Annotated in this window: 12 protein-coding genes; 9 read left to right on the top strand and 3 right to left on the bottom strand. The window is 71.4% G+C overall.

The window, feature by feature from the left end:
• The first annotated feature begins 19 nt into the window (after nt 1–19).
• Complete coding sequence (locus tag ACGF3C_RS12570; RefSeq protein WP_393221485.1) at nt 20–379, top strand: YciI family protein; 360 nt, start codon at nt 20–22, stop codon at nt 377–379.
• An 11-nt stretch (nt 380–390) separates the two neighbouring features.
• On the opposite strand, the gene ACGF3C_RS12565 is transcribed toward ACGF3C_RS12570, so the two are convergent.
• Nucleotides 391–783, bottom strand: coding sequence for a cytidine deaminase family protein (locus tag ACGF3C_RS12565; protein ID WP_393221482.1), 393 nt, complete (start codon nt 781–783; stop codon nt 391–393).
• Between the two features lie 143 nt (nt 784–926).
• On the opposite strand from ACGF3C_RS12565, the gene hrpA reads away from it, so the two are divergent.
• A complete protein-coding gene (hrpA, locus tag ACGF3C_RS12560; protein ID WP_393221479.1) occupies nt 927–4,991 on the top strand; it encodes an ATP-dependent RNA helicase HrpA in 4,065 nt (1,354 codons plus the stop codon).
• Between the two features lie 79 nt (nt 4,992–5,070).
• Here hrpA and ACGF3C_RS12555 read toward each other — a convergent pair whose 3' ends face one another.
• A complete protein-coding gene (locus ACGF3C_RS12555; protein WP_357206571.1) occupies nt 5,071–6,003 on the bottom strand; it encodes a LysR family transcriptional regulator in 933 nt (310 codons plus the stop codon).
• A gap of 83 nt (nt 6,004–6,086) precedes the next feature.
• On the opposite strand from ACGF3C_RS12555, the gene ACGF3C_RS12550 reads away from it, so the two are divergent.
• From ACGF3C_RS12550 to ACGF3C_RS12520, 7 genes are all read left to right on the top strand, one after another.
• A complete protein-coding gene (locus ACGF3C_RS12550; RefSeq protein ID WP_393221476.1) occupies nt 6,087–6,770 on the top strand; it encodes a succinate dehydrogenase cytochrome b subunit in 684 nt (227 codons plus the stop codon).
• Between the two features lies 1 nt (nt 6,771).
• Entirely contained in the window at nt 6,772–8,709 is a 1,938-nt protein-coding gene (locus ACGF3C_RS12545; RefSeq protein ID WP_393221473.1) for a fumarate reductase/succinate dehydrogenase flavoprotein subunit, read from the top strand.
• Complete coding sequence (locus ACGF3C_RS12540; protein ID WP_393221470.1) at nt 8,706–9,470, top strand: succinate dehydrogenase/fumarate reductase iron-sulfur subunit; 765 nt, start codon at nt 8,706–8,708, stop codon at nt 9,468–9,470. The genes ACGF3C_RS12545 and ACGF3C_RS12540 overlap by 4 nt, the downstream gene beginning before the upstream one ends.
• A 1,156-nt stretch (nt 9,471–10,626) precedes the next feature.
• Entirely contained in the window at nt 10,627–11,811 is a 1,185-nt protein-coding gene (locus ACGF3C_RS12535; protein ID WP_357228698.1) for a zinc-dependent alcohol dehydrogenase, read from the top strand.
• A 13-nt stretch (nt 11,812–11,824) separates the two neighbouring features.
• The gene (locus tag ACGF3C_RS12530; RefSeq protein WP_357228693.1) at nt 11,825–12,754 is read left to right on the top strand and encodes an SDR family NAD(P)-dependent oxidoreductase; all 930 of its coding nucleotides are present in this window, start codon (nt 11,825–11,827) and stop codon (nt 12,752–12,754) included.
• A 112-nt stretch (nt 12,755–12,866) separates the two neighbouring features.
• Nucleotides 12,867–13,871 (top strand): serine hydrolase, encoded by a 1,005-nt coding sequence (locus ACGF3C_RS12525; RefSeq protein WP_393221467.1) that lies wholly within the window; start codon nt 12,867–12,869, stop codon nt 13,869–13,871.
• Nucleotides 13,872–13,983: 112 nt separating this feature from the next.
• Entirely contained in the window at nt 13,984–15,123 is a 1,140-nt protein-coding gene (locus ACGF3C_RS12520) for an MBL fold metallo-hydrolase (RefSeq protein WP_393221464.1), read from the top strand.
• A gap of 64 nt (nt 15,124–15,187) precedes the next feature.
• Here ACGF3C_RS12520 and ACGF3C_RS12515 read toward each other — a convergent pair whose 3' ends face one another.
• Nucleotides 15,188–16,699, bottom strand: coding sequence for a dGTP triphosphohydrolase (locus tag ACGF3C_RS12515; protein WP_357233683.1), 1,512 nt, complete (start codon nt 16,697–16,699; stop codon nt 15,188–15,190).
• Nucleotides 16,700–16,789 lie beyond the last annotated feature (90 nt).

Here is a 16,789-nt window from a genome sequence, read left to right as displayed (position 1 = left end):
CACGTCATAGGGTGTGGACATGCGATTCGACCAGCACACGGTCGTCCTGCTGACCCGACCGTCGGATCCGCCGGAGCTGCCGCAGGACGCGATCGACAGGTTGCGGGACGCCCACCTGGCCCACCAGGCGGGCCTCGTGCAGCAGGACCTCGTCCTCGCGGCCGGGCCGTTCCTGCATCCCGACGACGAACAGCTGCGGGGCTTCGTGGTGATGTCCATCGCCCCGGACGAGGCACGCGCGCTGTTCGCCAACGACCCCGCCGTGCGGGCCGGTCGCCTGGTCGCGCGGGTCACATCGTGGCTGCTTCCGGAGGGCACCCTGCGGTTCGAGAGCGTGCCGGTGCCGCAGTCGATGCTGGAGGCGGCCTCCGGGGACTGACCCGGGCCCGGTCAGCCGGCCGAGCCGCTGCCGGCCTCCGCGGGCAACTCCCCGATCGGGACCACCCGCGGGGCGTCCACCGGGCCGACGACCACCCGCAGGTGCGGGAAGTGGTCCCCCAGCACCTGCCGACACCGGTCACAGGGCGCGACGACCTCACGGCCACGGTCGGCGACAGTGACCATCGTCTCCAACGCGGTGACGCCCTGCGTGGCGGCCGTGCCGATGACGACGAGTTCGGCGCAGACCCCTCCGGTGGCGTGCTGCACGTTCACGCCGGTGAAGACCCGCCCGTCCGCGGTCCGGGCCGCCGACGCGACAGTGTGGTGCCGGCTGCGACAGCGCAGCTTGGAGACCGCGGTGGCGGCCTGCACCAACGCGCGGTCGGTGTCGCGCATCTCCATCCGGCTCCCCCAGCGCTCGACGTCGGCCGCCAACTCTAGGGCCCGCCCGTGACCGTCAAGGGACCGGAGGTGGCCGTCGGAGAGCCGGCGGCTCGGTAACCCAGGGGCGCTGCGCCGCCGGGCTGCCTATCCTTGGGCACGACATGCAGAATCCAATCGCCTCCGTCGCGTCCGACCCCGTTCGCGAGCTGCACCGCCGCCTCACACCTCTGATGTTCCGCGACCAGCGCCGGCTCCAGCGGCGACTGGACGGTGCCCGCAAGCTGCGCGACCCGCAGCGTCGGGAGGCGGCGCTGACCGAGATCACCGCCGACCTGGTCCGGGCCGAGCAACGGCTCGCCGCCCGGCAGGCGGCGGTGCCCGTGATCACGTACCCGGTGGGTCTGCCGGTCAGTGAGCGCAAGGACGACATCGCCGCAGCCATCCGCGATCACCAGGTGGTGATCGTGGCGGGCGAGACCGGCTCCGGCAAGACCACCCAGATTCCCAAGATCTGCCTGGAGCTGGGGCGCGGGGTGCACGGCCTGATCGGGCACACCCAGCCCCGGCGGTTGGCCGCCCGGACGGTGGCCGACCGGATCGCCGACGAGCTGGGCACCGAGTTGGGCGACGTGGTCGGCTACAAGGTGCGCTTCACCGACCAGGTCAGCGAGCGCAGCCTGGTGAAGCTGATGACAGACGGCATCCTGCTGGCCGAGTTGCAGACCGACCGGATGCTGCGCCAGTACGACACGCTGATCATCGACGAGGCACACGAGCGCAGCCTCAACATCGACTTCATCCTCGGGTACCTGCGGGAGCTGTTGCCCCGACGACCCGACCTCAAGGTGATCATCACCTCGGCGACCATCGAGACCGACCGGTTCGCCCGGCACTTCGCCGGGCCACCCACTGCCGACGAGCCCGACGGGGTGCCCGCCCCGGTGGTCGAGGTCTCGGGGCGTACCTACCCGGTGGAGGTGCGCTACCGGCCCCTCGTCGAGCTCGCCGAGGGTGAGGAGGACGGCGACGGCGACGAGGAGACCGTCCGCGACCAGATCCAGGCGATCGGCGATGCCGTGGAGGAGTTGGCCGCCGAGGGCCCCGGCGACATCCTGGTCTTCCTCAGCGGTGAGCGGGAGATCCGGGACACCGCCGACGCGTTGGGCAAGCTGGTGCAGACGAAGCGCTCACTCCTCGGCACCGAGATCCTGCCCCTGTACGCGCGGCTGTCAAGCGCCGAGCAGCACCGGGTCTTCGCCGCGCACTCCTCGCGCCGGGTGGTGCTCGCCACCAACGTCGCGGAGACCTCGCTGACAGTGCCCGGCATCAAGTACGTGGTGGACCCGGGCACCGCCCGCATCTCCCGCTACTCCAGTCGGCTCAAGGTGCAGCGGCTGCCGATCGAGCCGGTCTCCCAGGCGTCGGCCAACCAGCGCAAGGGCCGGTGCGGCCGTACCTCGGACGGCATCTGCATCCGCCTCTACGACGAGCAGGACTTCCTCTCCCGGCCCGAGTTCACCGACCCGGAGATCCTGCGGACCAACCTGGCGTCAGTCATCCTCCAGATGACCGCGATCGGGCTCGGCGACCTCGCCGCGTTCCCATTCATCGACCCACCGGACAAGCGCAACATCACCGACGGCGTCAACCTGCTGCACGAGCTGGGCGCGTTGAACCCGACCGAGGCCGACCCGGAGAAGCGGCTCACCGCGCTCGGCCGGCGGCTGGCCCAGTTGCCTGTCGACCCGCGCCTGGCCCGGATGGTGGTCGAGGGCGAACGCAACGGCTGCGCCACCGAGGTTCTGGTGATCGCCGCGGCGCTTTCCATCCAGGACCCGCGGGAGCGGCCGGCGGAGAAGCAGGCTCAGGCGGACCAGGCGCACGCCCGGTTCGCCGACAAGGAGTCGGACTTCGTCGCCTTCCTCAACCTGTGGCGCTACCTGCGCGAGCAGCAGCGAGAGCTCTCCTCCAGCGCGTTCCGCCGGATGTGCAAGGCGGAGTACCTGAACTACCTGCGGATCCGCGAGTGGCAGGACATCGTCAGCCAGCTGCGCCAGGTGCTGCGTACCCCGTCCGACGGCGACCGGCGTGGCGGGCGGCCGGCGCGCGACACCTCGGACGACGCGGACGCCGGCCGGGGCCGCCGGGGCGGCGCGGACCTGCCGGAGGAGATCGACACCCCGAAGGTGCACCAGTCGCTGCTGCCCGGCCTGTTGTCGCACATCGGCCTGAAGGACGCCCAGAAACACGAGTACCTGGGGGCGCGGGGAGCGAAGTTCGGGATCTTCCCCGGCTCGGCGTTGTTCAAGAAGCCGCCGCGCTGGGTGATGGCCGCCGAGTTGGTGGAGACCTCCCGGCTGTGGGGGCGCATCGCCGGGCGGGTCGAGCCGGAGTGGGTCGAGCCGCTGGCGCAGCACCTGGTCAAGCGCAGCTACAGCGAACCGCACTGGGAGAAGAAGCAGGCCGCGGTGATGGCCTACGAGAAGGTCACCCTGTACGGCGTCCCGCTGGTCAGCTCCCGAAAGGTCAACTTCGGCCGGATCGACCCGACGCTGAGCCGGGAGCTGTTCATCAGGCACGCCCTCGTCGAGGGCGACTGGCAGACCCACCACCAGTTCTGGGCGGACAACAAGCGACTGCTCGCCGAGATCGAGGAGTTGGAGAGCCGGGCCCGACGCCGGGACATCCTGGTCGACGACGAGACCATCTTCGGCTTCTACGACCAGCGGATGCCGGCCGACGTGTCCTCCGGCCGGCACTTCGACAGCTGGTGGAAGAAGACCCGCCGCGAGCAACCCGACCTGCTCACCTTCACCCGCGACCTGCTGATCAACGACGGCCGACCGGGGGTGGACGAGGACGACTACCCGGACGAGTGGCAGGCCGACGGGGTGAGCCTGCCACTGACCTACCGGTTCGAGCCGGGCACACCGGACGACGGCGTCACAGTGGACATCCCGCTTCCGCTGCTCAACCAGGTGCCGGCGGAGACCTTCGACTGGCAGGTGCCGGGGCTGCGCGAGGAGACGGTGATCGCGCTGATGCGGTCGCTGCCCAAGGCGATCCGCCGCAACTTCGTCCCGGTGCCGGACTACGCCCGGGCGGCCCTGGCGGCGATCACCCCCGGCGAGGAGTCGCTGCTGGACGCGCTCACCCGGCAACTGCGCCGGATGACCGGAGTGACAGTGCCCCGCGACGCGTGGGAGCCGGGCAAGCTTCCGGCGCACCTGCGGGTGACGTTCCGGGTCCTCGGCGACGACGAGAAGCCGGTCGCCGAGGGCAAGGACCTGCCGGCCCTGCAACGCCAACTCCGCCAGGAGGTACGCCAGGTGGTGGCTGCCGCCGCGCCGGAGGTGGCCCGCACCGGGCTGCGCGAGTGGAGCATCGGCACACTGCCCCGGACCATCGAGCAGGTCCGCGCGGGTTACGCGGTCACCGCGTACCCGGCGCTGGTCGACGAGGGTGCCACGGTCGGGGTGAGGGTGTTCGACTCCCCCGCCGAGGCGGAGGCGGCGCACTGGGCCGGCACCCGCCGGCTGCTGCGGCTCACCGTGCCGTCCCCGGCGCGGTTCCTGCAGGGGCGGCTGGACAACGAGGCGAAGCTGGCGCTGAGCCGCAACCCGCACGGCGGCGTGCAGGAGTTGATCGAGGACGCGGCGGGCGCCGCCATCGACCGGCTGATCGGTGTGGCCGGTGGGCCGGCGTGGGACGCCGACGGTTTCGCGGCCCTGCGTGAGAAGGTCCGCGCCGACCTGGTCGACACAGTGGTCGAGGTGATGGACCGGGTCCGCAAGGTCCTCGCCGCCGCGTACGCCGTCGAGCAGCGGCTCGGCGCGACCCGCAACCTCGCCGTGGTGGCGGCGCTGGCCGACATCCGCAACCAGCTCGCCGGGCTCGTGCACGCTGGTTTCATCACCGAGACCGGGTACGCGCGCCTGCCCGACCTGCTGCGCTACCTCACCGCCATCGAGCGTCGGCTGGAGCGGCTGGGCGGCAACCCGCAGCGGGACCGCCAGCAGCAGGACCGGATCGCTGTGGTGCAGAAGGAGTACGCCGACCTGCTCGCCAACCTGTCGCCGGCCCGCCGCCAGGAGTCGGCCGTCCGGCAGATCCGGTGGATGATCGAGGAGTTGCGGGTGAACGTCTTCGCTCAGGCGCTGGGCACCCCGTACCCCGTCTCCGAGCAGCGGATCTACCGGGCGATGGACGACGCCGAGGGCCGCTGATCCGGACCGCGGGGCCGTCGCCGACCTGGTCGCGGCGGCGGCCCCGTCCGGCTTCCTCGCGGCGGCGGTCCCCGGCGGGTCAGGTCAGTGGCTCGACGCCGGGGGGCAGTTCGCCGAGGTTGATCGCCGACTGGATGTAGTCGAGCAGGATGCGCCGAAGCTCCCGACCGGCGTGGGTGGGTACGACGTCGCGCCGACGGGCCACCGCGATGGTCCGCCGCACCCCGGGCGGGGCGAGCGGGGTGATCCGCACGCCCGGCCGCCGGGCCAACACGATGCCGGGCACGAGAGCGATGCCGAGTCCGGCCTCGACGAAGCTGAGCACCGCGTCCATCTCGCCGCCGTCCACCGCGAAGGTGGGCTCGAAGCCCGCCTCCCGGCACGCCTGGATGGTCGCGTCGCGCAGGTCGTACCCCTCCCGGAACATCACCATCGGCTGGTCCCGCAGGTCGGTGATGCGCAGCTCCCCGGTCGTCGACGCGGTGGGCACCTCCCCCACCGAGGCCACCACCAGACTCTCGCGCAGGATCGGGTCGACCCGCAGCCCCGGGTCGGCCCCCTGCGCAGGCATGATGATGAGGGCCAGGTCGAGGTCGCCGCGGAGCAGGTCGCGGACCAGGTCCTGGGAGCCACCCTCCTCGACCTTGAGGTCGACAGTGGGGTGGGCGTCGCGGAAGCGGCGCAGCACCGGCGGGGCGAGCGAGGTCGCCAGACTGGGGGTGGCCCCGAGCCGGACCCGGCCCCGGCGCAGCCCGACCAACTCCTGGACCTCCCGGGTCGCGGTCTCCACGTCGGCGAGGATCCGGGTGGCCAACGGCAGCAGCACCTCACCCGCCGCGGTGAGGGCGATGTTGCCCCTTACCCGCTCGAACAGTGGTGCCCCGAGGTCGGCCTCCAGAGCGTGAATTTGCTTACTGAGAGAAGGCTGAGTGATGCCCACGAGGTCTGCCGCTTGGGTGAAATGTCGTACTTCGGCCACCGCGACGAAGTACCGGAGCTGATGGAGCTGCATCTAAATAGCCTACGGCTATCAACACTGCGAGTTTGATGCATTGGACGACTGATCGAAGTGCTCCTAGCGTCGGTTGCGTGGTAATGACGAAAACTCGGTCGCCCATCCGCTCGAACGTCGGCCTCAAGGCCGTCATGGCGGTGACGGGCATCCTGCTGGCGCTGTTCCTCATCGCCCACATGCTCGGCAACCTGAAGGTGTTCACGGGGGAGACCTCGTTCGACCACTACGCGCACTGGCTGCGCGACATCGGCAAGCCACTGCTGCCCGGCGTCTGGTTCCTGTGGATCCTGCGCACCGTGCTGGTCGTGGCGGTCGTCGCCCACATCGTGGCCGCCACCGTGCTGGCCCGGCGCGCCCGCGCCGCCCGCCCGGTCAGGTACGCCCACCGCAAGAAGGTCAACGGCAGCTACGCGGCCCGCACGATGCGCTGGGGTGGAGTGATCATCCTGCTCTTCGTGATCTACCACCTGCTGGACCTGACCACCGGCACGCTGAACCCGGTCGGCAACGAGAGTAAGCCGTACGGCAACGTCGTCGCCGACTTCGCGCCTGAGCGCTGGTACGTCACGCTCTTCTACACCCTCGCCATCCTCGCGGTCGGCTTCCACCTGCGCCACGGCGCGTTCAGCGCGTTCCGCAGCCTCGGCCAGCAGACGCCACGCGGTGAGCGCAGGGCGCGTACCGCGGCTCTGGTCTTCGCCGTGCTGCTCTGCGCCGGGTACCTGGTGGTCCCGTTCGCCGTACTCACCGGATTGGTGTCCTGACATGGAACTCTTCACCGAGGGCGACCCGATCGCCGACACCAAGGCTCCCGCCGGCCCGGTCGAGAAGCGTTGGGAGACCCGGCGCTTCGAGGCCAAGCTGGTCAACCCCGCCAACCGCCGCAAGATGACGGTGATCGTGGTCGGCACCGGCCTGGCCGGCGGCTCCGCCGCCGCGACCCTGGCCGAGCAGGGCTACCACGTCAAGTCCTACTGCTACCAGGACAGCCCGCGCCGGGCGCACTCCATCGCGGCACAGGGCGGCATCAACGCGGCGAAGAACTACCGCAACGACGGCGACTCCGTCCACCGGCTCTTCTACGACACCGTCAAGGGCGGCGACTTCCGCTCCCGGGAGTCGAACGTGCACCGGCTCGCCGAGGTGTCGGTCAACATCATCGACCAGTGCGTCGCCCAGGGGGTGCCGTTCGCCCGCGAGTACGGCGGCCTGCTGGACACCCGATCCTTCGGTGGCGCCCAGGTGCAGCGCACCTTCTACGCCCGGGGCCAGACAGGCCAGCAGCTGCTGCTCGGCGCGTACCAGGCCCTCGAACGGCAGATCGGCCTGGGCAACGTCGAGATGAACACCCGGCACGAGATGCTGGAGCTGGTCCTCGTCGACGGCAAGGCCCGCGGCATCGTCGTCCGGGACATGGTCACCGGCGAGATCAGCACCGAGATGGCGGACGCCGTGGTGCTCGGCTCCGGCGGCTACGGCAACGTCTTCTACCTCTCCACGAACGCCAAGGGCTGCAACGTCACCGCCACCTGGCGCGCGCACCGCAAGGGCGCGTACTTCGCCAACCCGTGCTACACGCAGATCCACCCGACCTGCATCCCGGTCTCCGGCGACCACCAGTCGAAGCTGACCCTGATGAGCGAGTCGCTGCGCAACGACGGCCGGGTCTGGGTGCCGAAGACCAAGGGTGACGACCGCAGCCCGAAGGACATTCCGGAGGACGAGCGGGACTACTACCTGGAGCGGATCTACCCCTCCTTCGGCAACCTGGTCCCCCGCGACATCGCCTCCCGCGCCGCGAAGAACGTGTGCGACGAGGGGCGGGGCGTCGGGCCGACCAAGCTCGGCGTCTACCTCGACTTCGCCGACGCGATCGGCCGGCTGGGCCGCAAGGCCATCGAGGCCAAGTACGGCAACCTCTTCGAGATGTACGAGCGGATCACCGGCGAGGACCCGTACGAGGTGCCGATGCGCATCTACCCCGCCGTGCACTACACGATGGGCGGCCTGTGGGTCGACTACGACCTCCAGTCGAACATCCCCGGCCTGTTCGTGATCGGCGAGGCGAACTTCTCCGACCACGGCGCGAACCGGCTTGGCGCCTCGGCGCTGATGCAGGGCCTCGCCGACGGCTACTTCGTGCTGCCCACCACCATCGCCAACTACCTGGCCTCCGGCGGGCTGGACAAGGTCGACGCCACCCACCCGGCGGCGATCGAGGCGCGCACCGACGTCGAGGACCGTATTCGGCGGCTGCTCGCTGTCGACGGCGACCGGACCGTGGACTCGTTCCACCGGGAGCTGGGCCAGATCATGTGGGAACACTGCGGCATGGAGCGCAGTGAGGCCGGGCTGCGCAAGGCGATCGACGAGATCCGTGCCCTGCGCGAGCAGTTCTGGCAGCGGGTCAAGGTGTCCGGCAACGGCGAGGAACTCAACCAGTCGCTGGAGAAGGCCGGCCGGGTGGCCGACTTCTTCGAGCTGGCCGAGCTGATGTGCATCGACGCCCTGCACCGCGAGGAGTCCTGCGGCGGCCACTTCCGGGCCGAGCACCAGACCCCCGACGGTGAGGCGCAGCGCGACGACGACCGGTTCGCGTACGTGGCGGCCTGGGAGTTCACCGCCGACGGCGAGCCCTCGGTACTGCACAAGGAAGACCTGAAGTTCGAATACGTCCACCCCACGCAGCGGAGCTACAAGTGAACCTGACCCTGCGCATCTGGCGCCAGAAGGGCCCTGAGGACAAGGGTCGGATGGTGACCTACCCGGTCGACGACGTGTCCCCGGACATGTCGTTCCTGGAGATGCTCGACGTGCTCAACGAGCGGCTGATCCTCGCGGGCGATGACCCGGTGGCGTTCGACCACGACTGCCGCGAGGGCATCTGCGGCATGTGCGGCCTGATGATCAACGGCGACGCGCACGGGCCGCAGCGCGGCACCACCGCGTGCCAGCTGCACATGCGGCAGTTCAAGGACGGCGAGACGATCGACATCGAGCCGTGGCGGGCCAGCGCCTTCCCGGTGGTCAAGGACCTGGTCGTCAACCGGAGCGCCTTCGACACGATCATCGCGGCTGGTGGCTACGTCACCGCGCCGACCGGCAGCGCGCCCGAAGCCCACTCCACCCCGGTCGCCAAGGCCAACGCCGACGCCGCCTTCGAGTCGGCGGCCTGCATCGGCTGCGGCGCCTGCGTGGCAGCCTGCCCGAACGGCTCCGGCATGCTCTTCACCGCCGCCAAGCTCACCCAGCTCTCCCTGCTGCCGCAGGGCCAGCCCGAGCGCTACACCCGGGTGATCGGCATGGTCGACGCGCACGACGAGGCCGGCTTCGGCGGCTGCACCATCGCCGGCGAATGCACCCCGGCCTGCCCGAAGGGCATCCCGCTGAACACCATCGGCCGGCTCAACCGCGACTACCTCGCGGCCACCGCCAAGGGAGCGAACAACACCCCCGGCTCCTGAAGGTCCGCCGCACGACACCAGACCGCCGTACCCCGCCTTCCTCGGGGGTACGGCGGTCTTGCTTTCTCGCGGCTGCGGGCTTTGGCCTCGGCCTCCGGCTCCGGCTCCGGCTCCGGGCTTCGGTTGCGGTGGGGCTGGGGCGACCGTCCCCGGCTACGGGCGGTCAGGCTTGATCCCTCCGCCGGGGACGGTCGCCCCAGCCCTGACCCTGGTCACGGCTCGTCCGCACCGTGCGCTCCTGCTGGGGTACGTCGACAGATCCCCGAGCCAGCGCGCTCATGAACCCGGTCCGGTTGAACCGAATCCCCGCCCGCTCCGGCCCGCGGCACCTCATCCCACGCACTGCGGCCCATGCTTTGCGGCCGGCCCACCGCACCTCGACCCGCATCCAGCGCGCCCAGACCCGCCGCTCCCCGCCTGTACCGTCGCGCCAAGCTTCACTCGGCGCGTCCCTCGCCTCCCCGTCGAACCTTGCTCCACCGGTCGCGCCTTACACCACCCGTCGCGCCGCCGTTTGCCGCGTCGCGCACAGCCCCACCGGTCGCGTATCACGATGATCCACTCGAGTTTCAGGAAGTCGGCCTGTTGCCGGGCCTGGGATGCCGCGACTTCAAGGAACTCGAGTGGATCAAGGCCACGCGGCCCAAGTGCCGGCACGACAAGATGCGTCAAGACACGCATTTCGCCGCCCAATGAGCGGACCCGACGCCCGATGAGCGGACTCGACGCTCGACGCGGGAACTCGACGCTCGACGCGGGAACTCGACGCTCGACGCGGGAACTCGACACGCGGATGCGCGAACGAAGCACAACGCGCGGACTCGACACGGCGGATGCGCCGATCACGTGCCCGCCCTGCGAACGCACCAGGGCTGAGCTGCTCCGCCGGCAACGCGCCGGCGGACAAAGTCCACGAGGGCTGGGGGCGACCGTCCCCGGCGTAGGGATCAAGCCTGACCGCCCGAAGCCAGGGACGGTCGCCCCCAGCCCTCACCGCAACCACCGACAAACCCGGCCACCAACAGACCCGCCACCGACAGACCCGGGAGGGAGGACGCGGGAACCACGACCACAGGCCAGGGACGGGCGGCCAGGTTCAAGTGCCCGAGCCCGGGTAGCAGTCCTTTGAGACGGCAGCGTGAAGGGGATGAGGGACATGAAGGCGCTCACCTGGCAGGGCAAGCGGGACGTACGGGTCGAGGAGGTCCCGGACCCTCGGATCGAGGAACCGACCGACGCGATAGTGAAAATCACCTCGACCGCGATCTGCGGTTCCGACCTGCACCTGTACGAGGTGCTCGGGCCGTACCTGAAGCCGGGTGACGTCCTGGGCCACGAGCCGATGGGCATCGTCGAGGAGGTCGGGTCGGAGGTGAGCGGGCTCAAGCCGGGCGACCGGGTGGTGGTGCCGTTCAACATCGCCTGCGGCAGTTGCTGGATGTGCTCGCGCCAGCTCTACGCGCAGTGCGAGACCACCCAGGTCACCAGCGAGGGCAAGGGCGCGTCCCTGTTCGGCTACACCTCGCTCTACGGTTCGGTGCCGGGCGGGCAGGCCGAGTACCTGCGTGTCCCGCAGGCCCACTTCGGGCCGATCAAGATCCCGGAGACCGGCGCCGACGAGCGCTACCTCTACCTGTCCGACATCCTGCCCACCGCCTGGCAGGCGGTGAAGTACGCCGACACCCCGCCGGGCGGCACCCTGGCCGTCTTCGGTCTGGGCCCGGTCGGGCAGTTCTGCGCGCGGATCGGCCGTCACCTCGGCGCGGGCCGGGTGATCGGGCTGGACCTCGTGCCGGAGCGGCTGGAGCTGGCCCGCCGGCACGGCATCGAGGTGCTCGACGTGAGCCAACTGTCCGACGTGCCGGGCGCGTTGATCGACCTGGTCGACGGCCGGGGCCCGGACGCGGTGATCGACGCGGTCGGGATGGAGGCGCACGGGTCGCCTATGGGCAAGCTTGCCCACACCGCCGTCGGCCTGCTGCCGGACAAGCTGGCCCAGACGATGACCGACCGGGCCGGCGTGGACCGGCTGTCCGTCCTGCACGCCGCGCTCAAGGGGGTTCGCCGCGGCGGCACCGTGTCGCTCTCCGGGGTGTACGGCGGCGAGGCGGACCCGATGCCGCTGATGGAGATGTTCGACCGCGGTATCCAGCTGCGGATGGGGCAGTGTCACGTGCGCCGGTGGACCGACGAGATCCTGCCGCTGCTCTCCGGCGACGACGACCCACTGGGCGTGGAGGACCTGCGTACCCACCGGATGCCGCTGGCCCGGGCGCCGCAGGCGTACGAGATGTTCCAGAAGAAGGAGGACGGCTGCATCAAGGTCGTGCTCGAACCATGAGTGCGAGAGTGCCGTGAGCCGGGTGGTCGTGATCGTTGGCGCGACCAGCGGCATAGGCCGGGCGACGGCCCGGGCGTTCGCCGAGCGCGGCGACCGCCTGGTCCTCGCCGCCCGCGCCACCACGACCCTGGCCGAGGTACGCGCTGAGTGCGCCGACGTCGACGTGCTGACAGTGCCGACCGACGTGACCGAGCCGGACGCGCTGGACGCGCTCGCGGAGGCCGCGATCGACCGCTTCGGCCGTGTCGACGTGTGGGTGCACACGGCGGCGGTGATGGCCTACGGTCGCTTCGACGAGTTGCCGCAACGGGTCTTCGACCAGGTGGTACGGACCGACCTGCTCGGCGCTGCCGGCTCGGTGCGGGTGGCGCTGCGGCACTTCCGTGCTGTCGGGGCCGGCACTGTGATCCTCACCGGTTCGGTGCTCGGGCACATCACCGCGCCGTACATGAGCGCCTACGTGGCGAGCAAGTGGGGGTTGCAGGGTCTGGCCCGGACGGTGCAGCAGGAGTTGCGCGACAGCCCGGAGATCCGGCTGTGCCTGGTCAACCCGGGCAGTGTGGACACACCGGTGTACCAGCAGGCGGCCAACTACCTGGGCCGCGTCGGGCGACCTCCGCCGCCGGTGGCCGGGCCGCAGCGGGTGGCCCGGGCCATCGTGCACTGTGTGGACCGACCCCGCCGGGAGGTGTCGGTGGGCAGGCTCAACGTGGTGCTGCGGGCCGGGTTCACCGTGCTGCCGGGGGTCTACGACGTCCTCGTCGGGCCGTTGATGCGCGCGGCCGGCCTGAGTGGACGCTCGGTCGCCGCGCACGACGGCTCGGTCTTCACCGCGAACCCGGCCGGCGAGGCGGTACGCGGCGGCCACCTGCCCGACCTGCGGCAACTCGTGTCCGGGCCGGTGGGCGCGGTGGGCGCCGCGCTGCGCCGACGGTTCGGCTGAGCTGTTCGGGACTGTTCGGGACATGTTCGGGGGCATCGTGCATCGATCAACTCGCCTAGGGTGGTGGGCCAGCAAGCGCTCAGGCACACCACGATCGGGGAGACGATTCACCATGCGACTGAACCGCAGAACGGCACTCGGACTGGGCACTGTGGCCACCGCCGGCACCGTGCTGGGCGCCGCCGCCCCGGCGAGCGCAGCCGAGACCACCGAGGCGTCGCCGACCACCCCCGCTCGGGCCGCCCGTCGGGTCGCCTCCGTCTTCGCCAAGCACAGCGCCGAGGCCGGCGGCAACTGGCAGGCGTACGTCAGCGTCGCCGACCCGGCCGGTGCGCCCGTGGTAGCGGTCGAGGCTGACGCGGACCGGCGGATCGAGGCGTACAGCGTCAACAAGATCGCCGTCGCCACGGCGGTGCTCGACAAGGTCGACCGGGGCCTGCTCACCCTGGACCAGCAGGTCGAGGTGAGCTCGACAATCGTCGTACCGGGCGGCGACGGCATCTTCAGCCTGGATGGCGCGTACCCGAGCCTGGTCACCATCGGGCACGTGCTGGCCAACCTGTTGACCGTCTCGGACGACACGGCGGTGCGGCTGTGCGGGCTGGTCGCCCCGGCCGCCGAGATCAACTCCATCCTGGTCGCCAAGGGCTTCCCGAACACCCAGGTCGAGCCGGTGGCCAACCCGAACCGGTTCTTCCTCGGCACCAGCACCCCCCGGGAGACGCACGACCTGCTGCGCGCCCTGGTCGCCGGCACGCTGCTCTCCCCCGCCTCGACGACGTACCTCTTGGGCCTCCTGCGCTCCCCGGTGGCGTTCACCGACGGCATCCGGCGCACCATGTCCTCGGACGAGCGGGCCCGGATCGCCACCAAGGCCGGCTGGTACGCCGACGCCCGGCACGAGGCCGGTGTGATCTTCGACCGCTCCGGCGCGGCGGTGCTCACCTACGCCCTCTTCGCCGACGGGCAGGCCAACCCGGACGACTTCGGCGCGACCCACCCGGCGGTGCAGGCCCGCGCAGCCATGGGCCCGAAGTTCCTGGCGGCGGTGGACCGGATCGCGGGCGTGGGCAGGACGTTCCGGATCACCGCCCGGCGCCCCAGCAACGGCGGCTAGGTTCGTCCCGGGTCGGTCGCCGCTGCCGGCGGCCGGCCCGGCGTGGCGACCACCGAGGCACGGTTCGGTCCGGGTGACTACCGTGTAGGGCGGACACGTCGGAGGGACGGCAATGGCACGAGCGCAGAACACGGACGTCGAACGGTCGCTCGGGCGGCGGATGCGAGGCGCCGCCGGCCTGGCCGCGCTGGCCGGCCTGGCCTGGGTCGCCCGGGATGTGCCGGCGGCCCTGGGTGGCCGGCTCAGCGGGGTACGGGCCGAACGGGCGGCCCGCTCGCCGCAGTTCCGCGAGGGCACCTTCCACAACCGGGCCGGCACCCGCACGATGGTCGCCGAGCCGGGGCGCAACCTGGTCCGCGAGCTGATCTTCGGCAAGCAGAAGCGGCGTCCGACCGCGGCCGTCCCGCTGCTGCGCCCCAGCGCCGACGGGCCGGAGGCCGCCGACGAGCTCAACATCGTCTGGTACGGCCACGCCTCGACGCTGATCGAGATCGAGGGCCGGCGGGTGCTGCTCGACCCGGTCTGGAGCGAGCGGTGCTCCCCCTCGGGTCTGGTCGGCCCACGCCGGCTGCACGAGCCACCGGTGGGCATCGACGAGCTGCCCCCGCTGGACGCCATCCTGATCTCGCACGACCACTACGACCACCTCGACATGGCCACCGTGCGGGCGCTGCTCGCCGGGCAGTCCGCGCCGTTCCTGGTGCCGCTCGGGGTGGGCGCGCACCTGGACCGCTGGGGCGTACCCGCCGAACGGATCATCGAGCTGGACTGGTCCGAGTCGCACCGGGTGGCCGGCCTGGAGATCACCGCCACCGCCGCCCAGCACTTCTCCGGACGTGGGCTGCGCCGCGACGGCACGCTCTGGAGTTCGTGGGTGGTGGCCGGGGCGCGCCGCAAGGTCTTCTACACCGGCGACTCCGGTTACTTCGACGGCTACGCCGAGATCGGCGCCGAGCACGGGCCGTTCGACGTGACGCTGATGCAGATCGGCGCGTACGACCGGGCCTGGCCGACGATCCACATGTTCCCGGAGGAGGCGGTCAGCGCCCACCTCGACCTGCGCGGCGGGCTGTTCGTGCCGGTGCACTGGGCGACCTTCAACCTGGCCCTGCACGACTGGTCCGAGCCGGTCGACCGGCTGTGGGCCGAGGCGAAGGCCCGCGACGTACGCCTCGCCGTGCCCCGCCCCGGCGAGCGGGTCATCGTCGACGAGCCGCCCGCCGTCGACGGGTGGTGGCAGGCCGTCGCCTGAGGCAGGCCACACCAGGCATCGCCGGAGGTAGGCCGTCGCAGGATCACCTGAGGCGGCCGTCGGGTCAGAGCACGAACGCGTCGGTCCAGAGCGCGCCGGACCGGCCGGAGAGCGCGTCGAGCATGGCCACCGCCTGACCGTCGGTGAGCTGCGCGACGAAGTCGACGATGGCCCGGCCCCGGGCGCGACCGATCCGGTCCGGGGTACGCGGGTGCAGCTCCGCCTCGGCCAGCTCGACCAGGTCGTGCAGCCGGCGGGGCAGCCGGGACTCCTCCTCCGGGTCGAGCAGCCACTCCCAGAGAGCCTCGACCAGGGTGCCCAGCAGCCGGGCCTGGCCGCGCTGATGCAGGGCGAGGTCCGGGCGGGCCAGCACGAACCGGTGGTGGACGAACTTGAGCACCTGCACCTCGTGCCACTGGGCGCAGCCCAGCAGCACGTGCCCGGAGCGCACCGACGGTTGCTCGGTGACCGTGATCGCCTCGACGAAGCGGGTGGACCAGCGGGCGGAGAACCGGGCCACGTACTGCTCGGCCTCGATCGAGCCGTCGAACGGCATCGCGAGCAGCCCGTCCACCAACTCCTCGCGGACGTGCTCGACGGCGGCGGCGAACGCGTCGTCGTCGGCGATCCAGGCGTCCTTGCGGTGCAGTTGCCGGCGTAGCCGCTCGATCGCCGCCCCGGGTCGCCGGGCAGCCGTGGCCAGCGCCGCGTCGGTGATCGCCCGCAGCTGCGCGCTCTCGCGCTGCCAGGCCATCAACTCCGCGGAGACCGAACCCTGCTGGAGCACCCCGACCCGGTAGAAGTCCTCCACGTCGTGGATGGCGTACGCGATGTCGTCGGCGGTGTCCATCACGGACGCCTCCACGGTCTGCTGCCAGTCCGGGATGCGGTCGGCGAACGGTGCCCGGGCCTGCCGCAGGTCGTCCAGCTCGGTCCGGTACGCGCCGAACTTCGACGACCCGCTCTCCGGGTCGTCCGGCGGCGGGGTGGCGCCGCGCGGCGGCGGGTCCATGGTGCGCGGGTGCGGGTCGGGGTGGTCCAGGCGGGTCCACGGGTACTTCAGCATTGCCGCGCGGACCGCCGCGGTCAGGTCCAACCCGGTGGTGGCCGCGCCACGGATCTCGGTGCTGGTGACGATGCGGTACGACTGCGCGTTGCCCTCGAAACCGTCGGAGAGGCCGAGACGCTGGCGGGCCAGCCGGTCCAACACCCGCTCCCCCAGGTGCCCGAACGGTGGGTGGCCGAGGTCGTGGGCGAGCGCCGCCGCCTCCACCACGTCGGGGTCGCAGCCGCCGAGCTTGTCCAGCAGGTCACGCCACCGTTCGTCGGCTCCCAACCGCTCGGCGACCGCCCGGGCCACCTGGGCGACCTTGAGGCTGTGGGTGAGCCGGTTGTGCACCAGCAGCCCGGAGCCGACCGGGCTGATCACCTGGGTGACACCACCGAGGCGGGCGAAGAACGGCGAGCCGACGATCCGGTCCCGGTCGGCACGGAACGGGTTGGCCGTGAGGTCGCCGAGGGCCCGGGCGCTGCCGCCGAAGAGCCGCCGGGCGCGCGGCTCCGCAGCAGATTCCATGATCGCAACGCTAGCGCAGGCCCGACGGGACCGCCGCCGGTCACCCCGGCCAGGCGCCGCGGTTCGGTCCCCCGCCCTGGGCCGGGCGCG

The organism is Micromonospora sp. NPDC047762 (genome assembly GCF_043204655.1).
Lineage (GTDB): Bacteria > Actinomycetota > Actinomycetes > Mycobacteriales > Micromonosporaceae > Micromonospora.
This window is presented reverse-complemented; position numbering and strand designations above follow the sequence as displayed.

Bases quoted from the DNA above. Each gene is read 5' to 3' on its own strand.
- ACGF3C_RS12515 (WP_357233683.1), bottom strand. From the start codon at position 16,699: ATGGAATCTGCTGCGGAGCCGCGCGCCCGGCGGCTCTTCGGCGGCAGC.
- ACGF3C_RS12550 (WP_393221476.1), top strand. From the start codon at position 6,087: ATGACGAAAACTCGGTCGCCCATCCGCTCGAACGTCGGCCTCAAGGCC.
- ACGF3C_RS12565 (WP_393221482.1), bottom strand. From the start codon at position 783: ATGGAGATGCGCGACACCGACCGCGCGTTGGTGCAGGCCGCCACCGCG.
- ACGF3C_RS12570 (WP_393221485.1), top strand. From the start codon at position 20: ATGCGATTCGACCAGCACACGGTCGTCCTGCTGACCCGACCGTCGGAT.
- hrpA (WP_393221479.1), top strand. From the start codon at position 927: ATGCAGAATCCAATCGCCTCCGTCGCGTCCGACCCCGTTCGCGAGCTG.
- ACGF3C_RS12525 (WP_393221467.1), top strand. From the start codon at position 12,867: ATGCGACTGAACCGCAGAACGGCACTCGGACTGGGCACTGTGGCCACC.
- ACGF3C_RS12555 (WP_357206571.1), bottom strand. From the start codon at position 6,003: ATGCAGCTCCATCAGCTCCGGTACTTCGTCGCGGTGGCCGAAGTACGA.
- ACGF3C_RS12535 (WP_357228698.1), top strand. From the start codon at position 10,627: ATGAAGGCGCTCACCTGGCAGGGCAAGCGGGACGTACGGGTCGAGGAG.
- ACGF3C_RS12520 (WP_393221464.1), top strand. From the start codon at position 13,984: ATGGCACGAGCGCAGAACACGGACGTCGAACGGTCGCTCGGGCGGCGG.
- ACGF3C_RS12545 (WP_393221473.1), top strand. From the start codon at position 6,772: ATGGAACTCTTCACCGAGGGCGACCCGATCGCCGACACCAAGGCTCCC.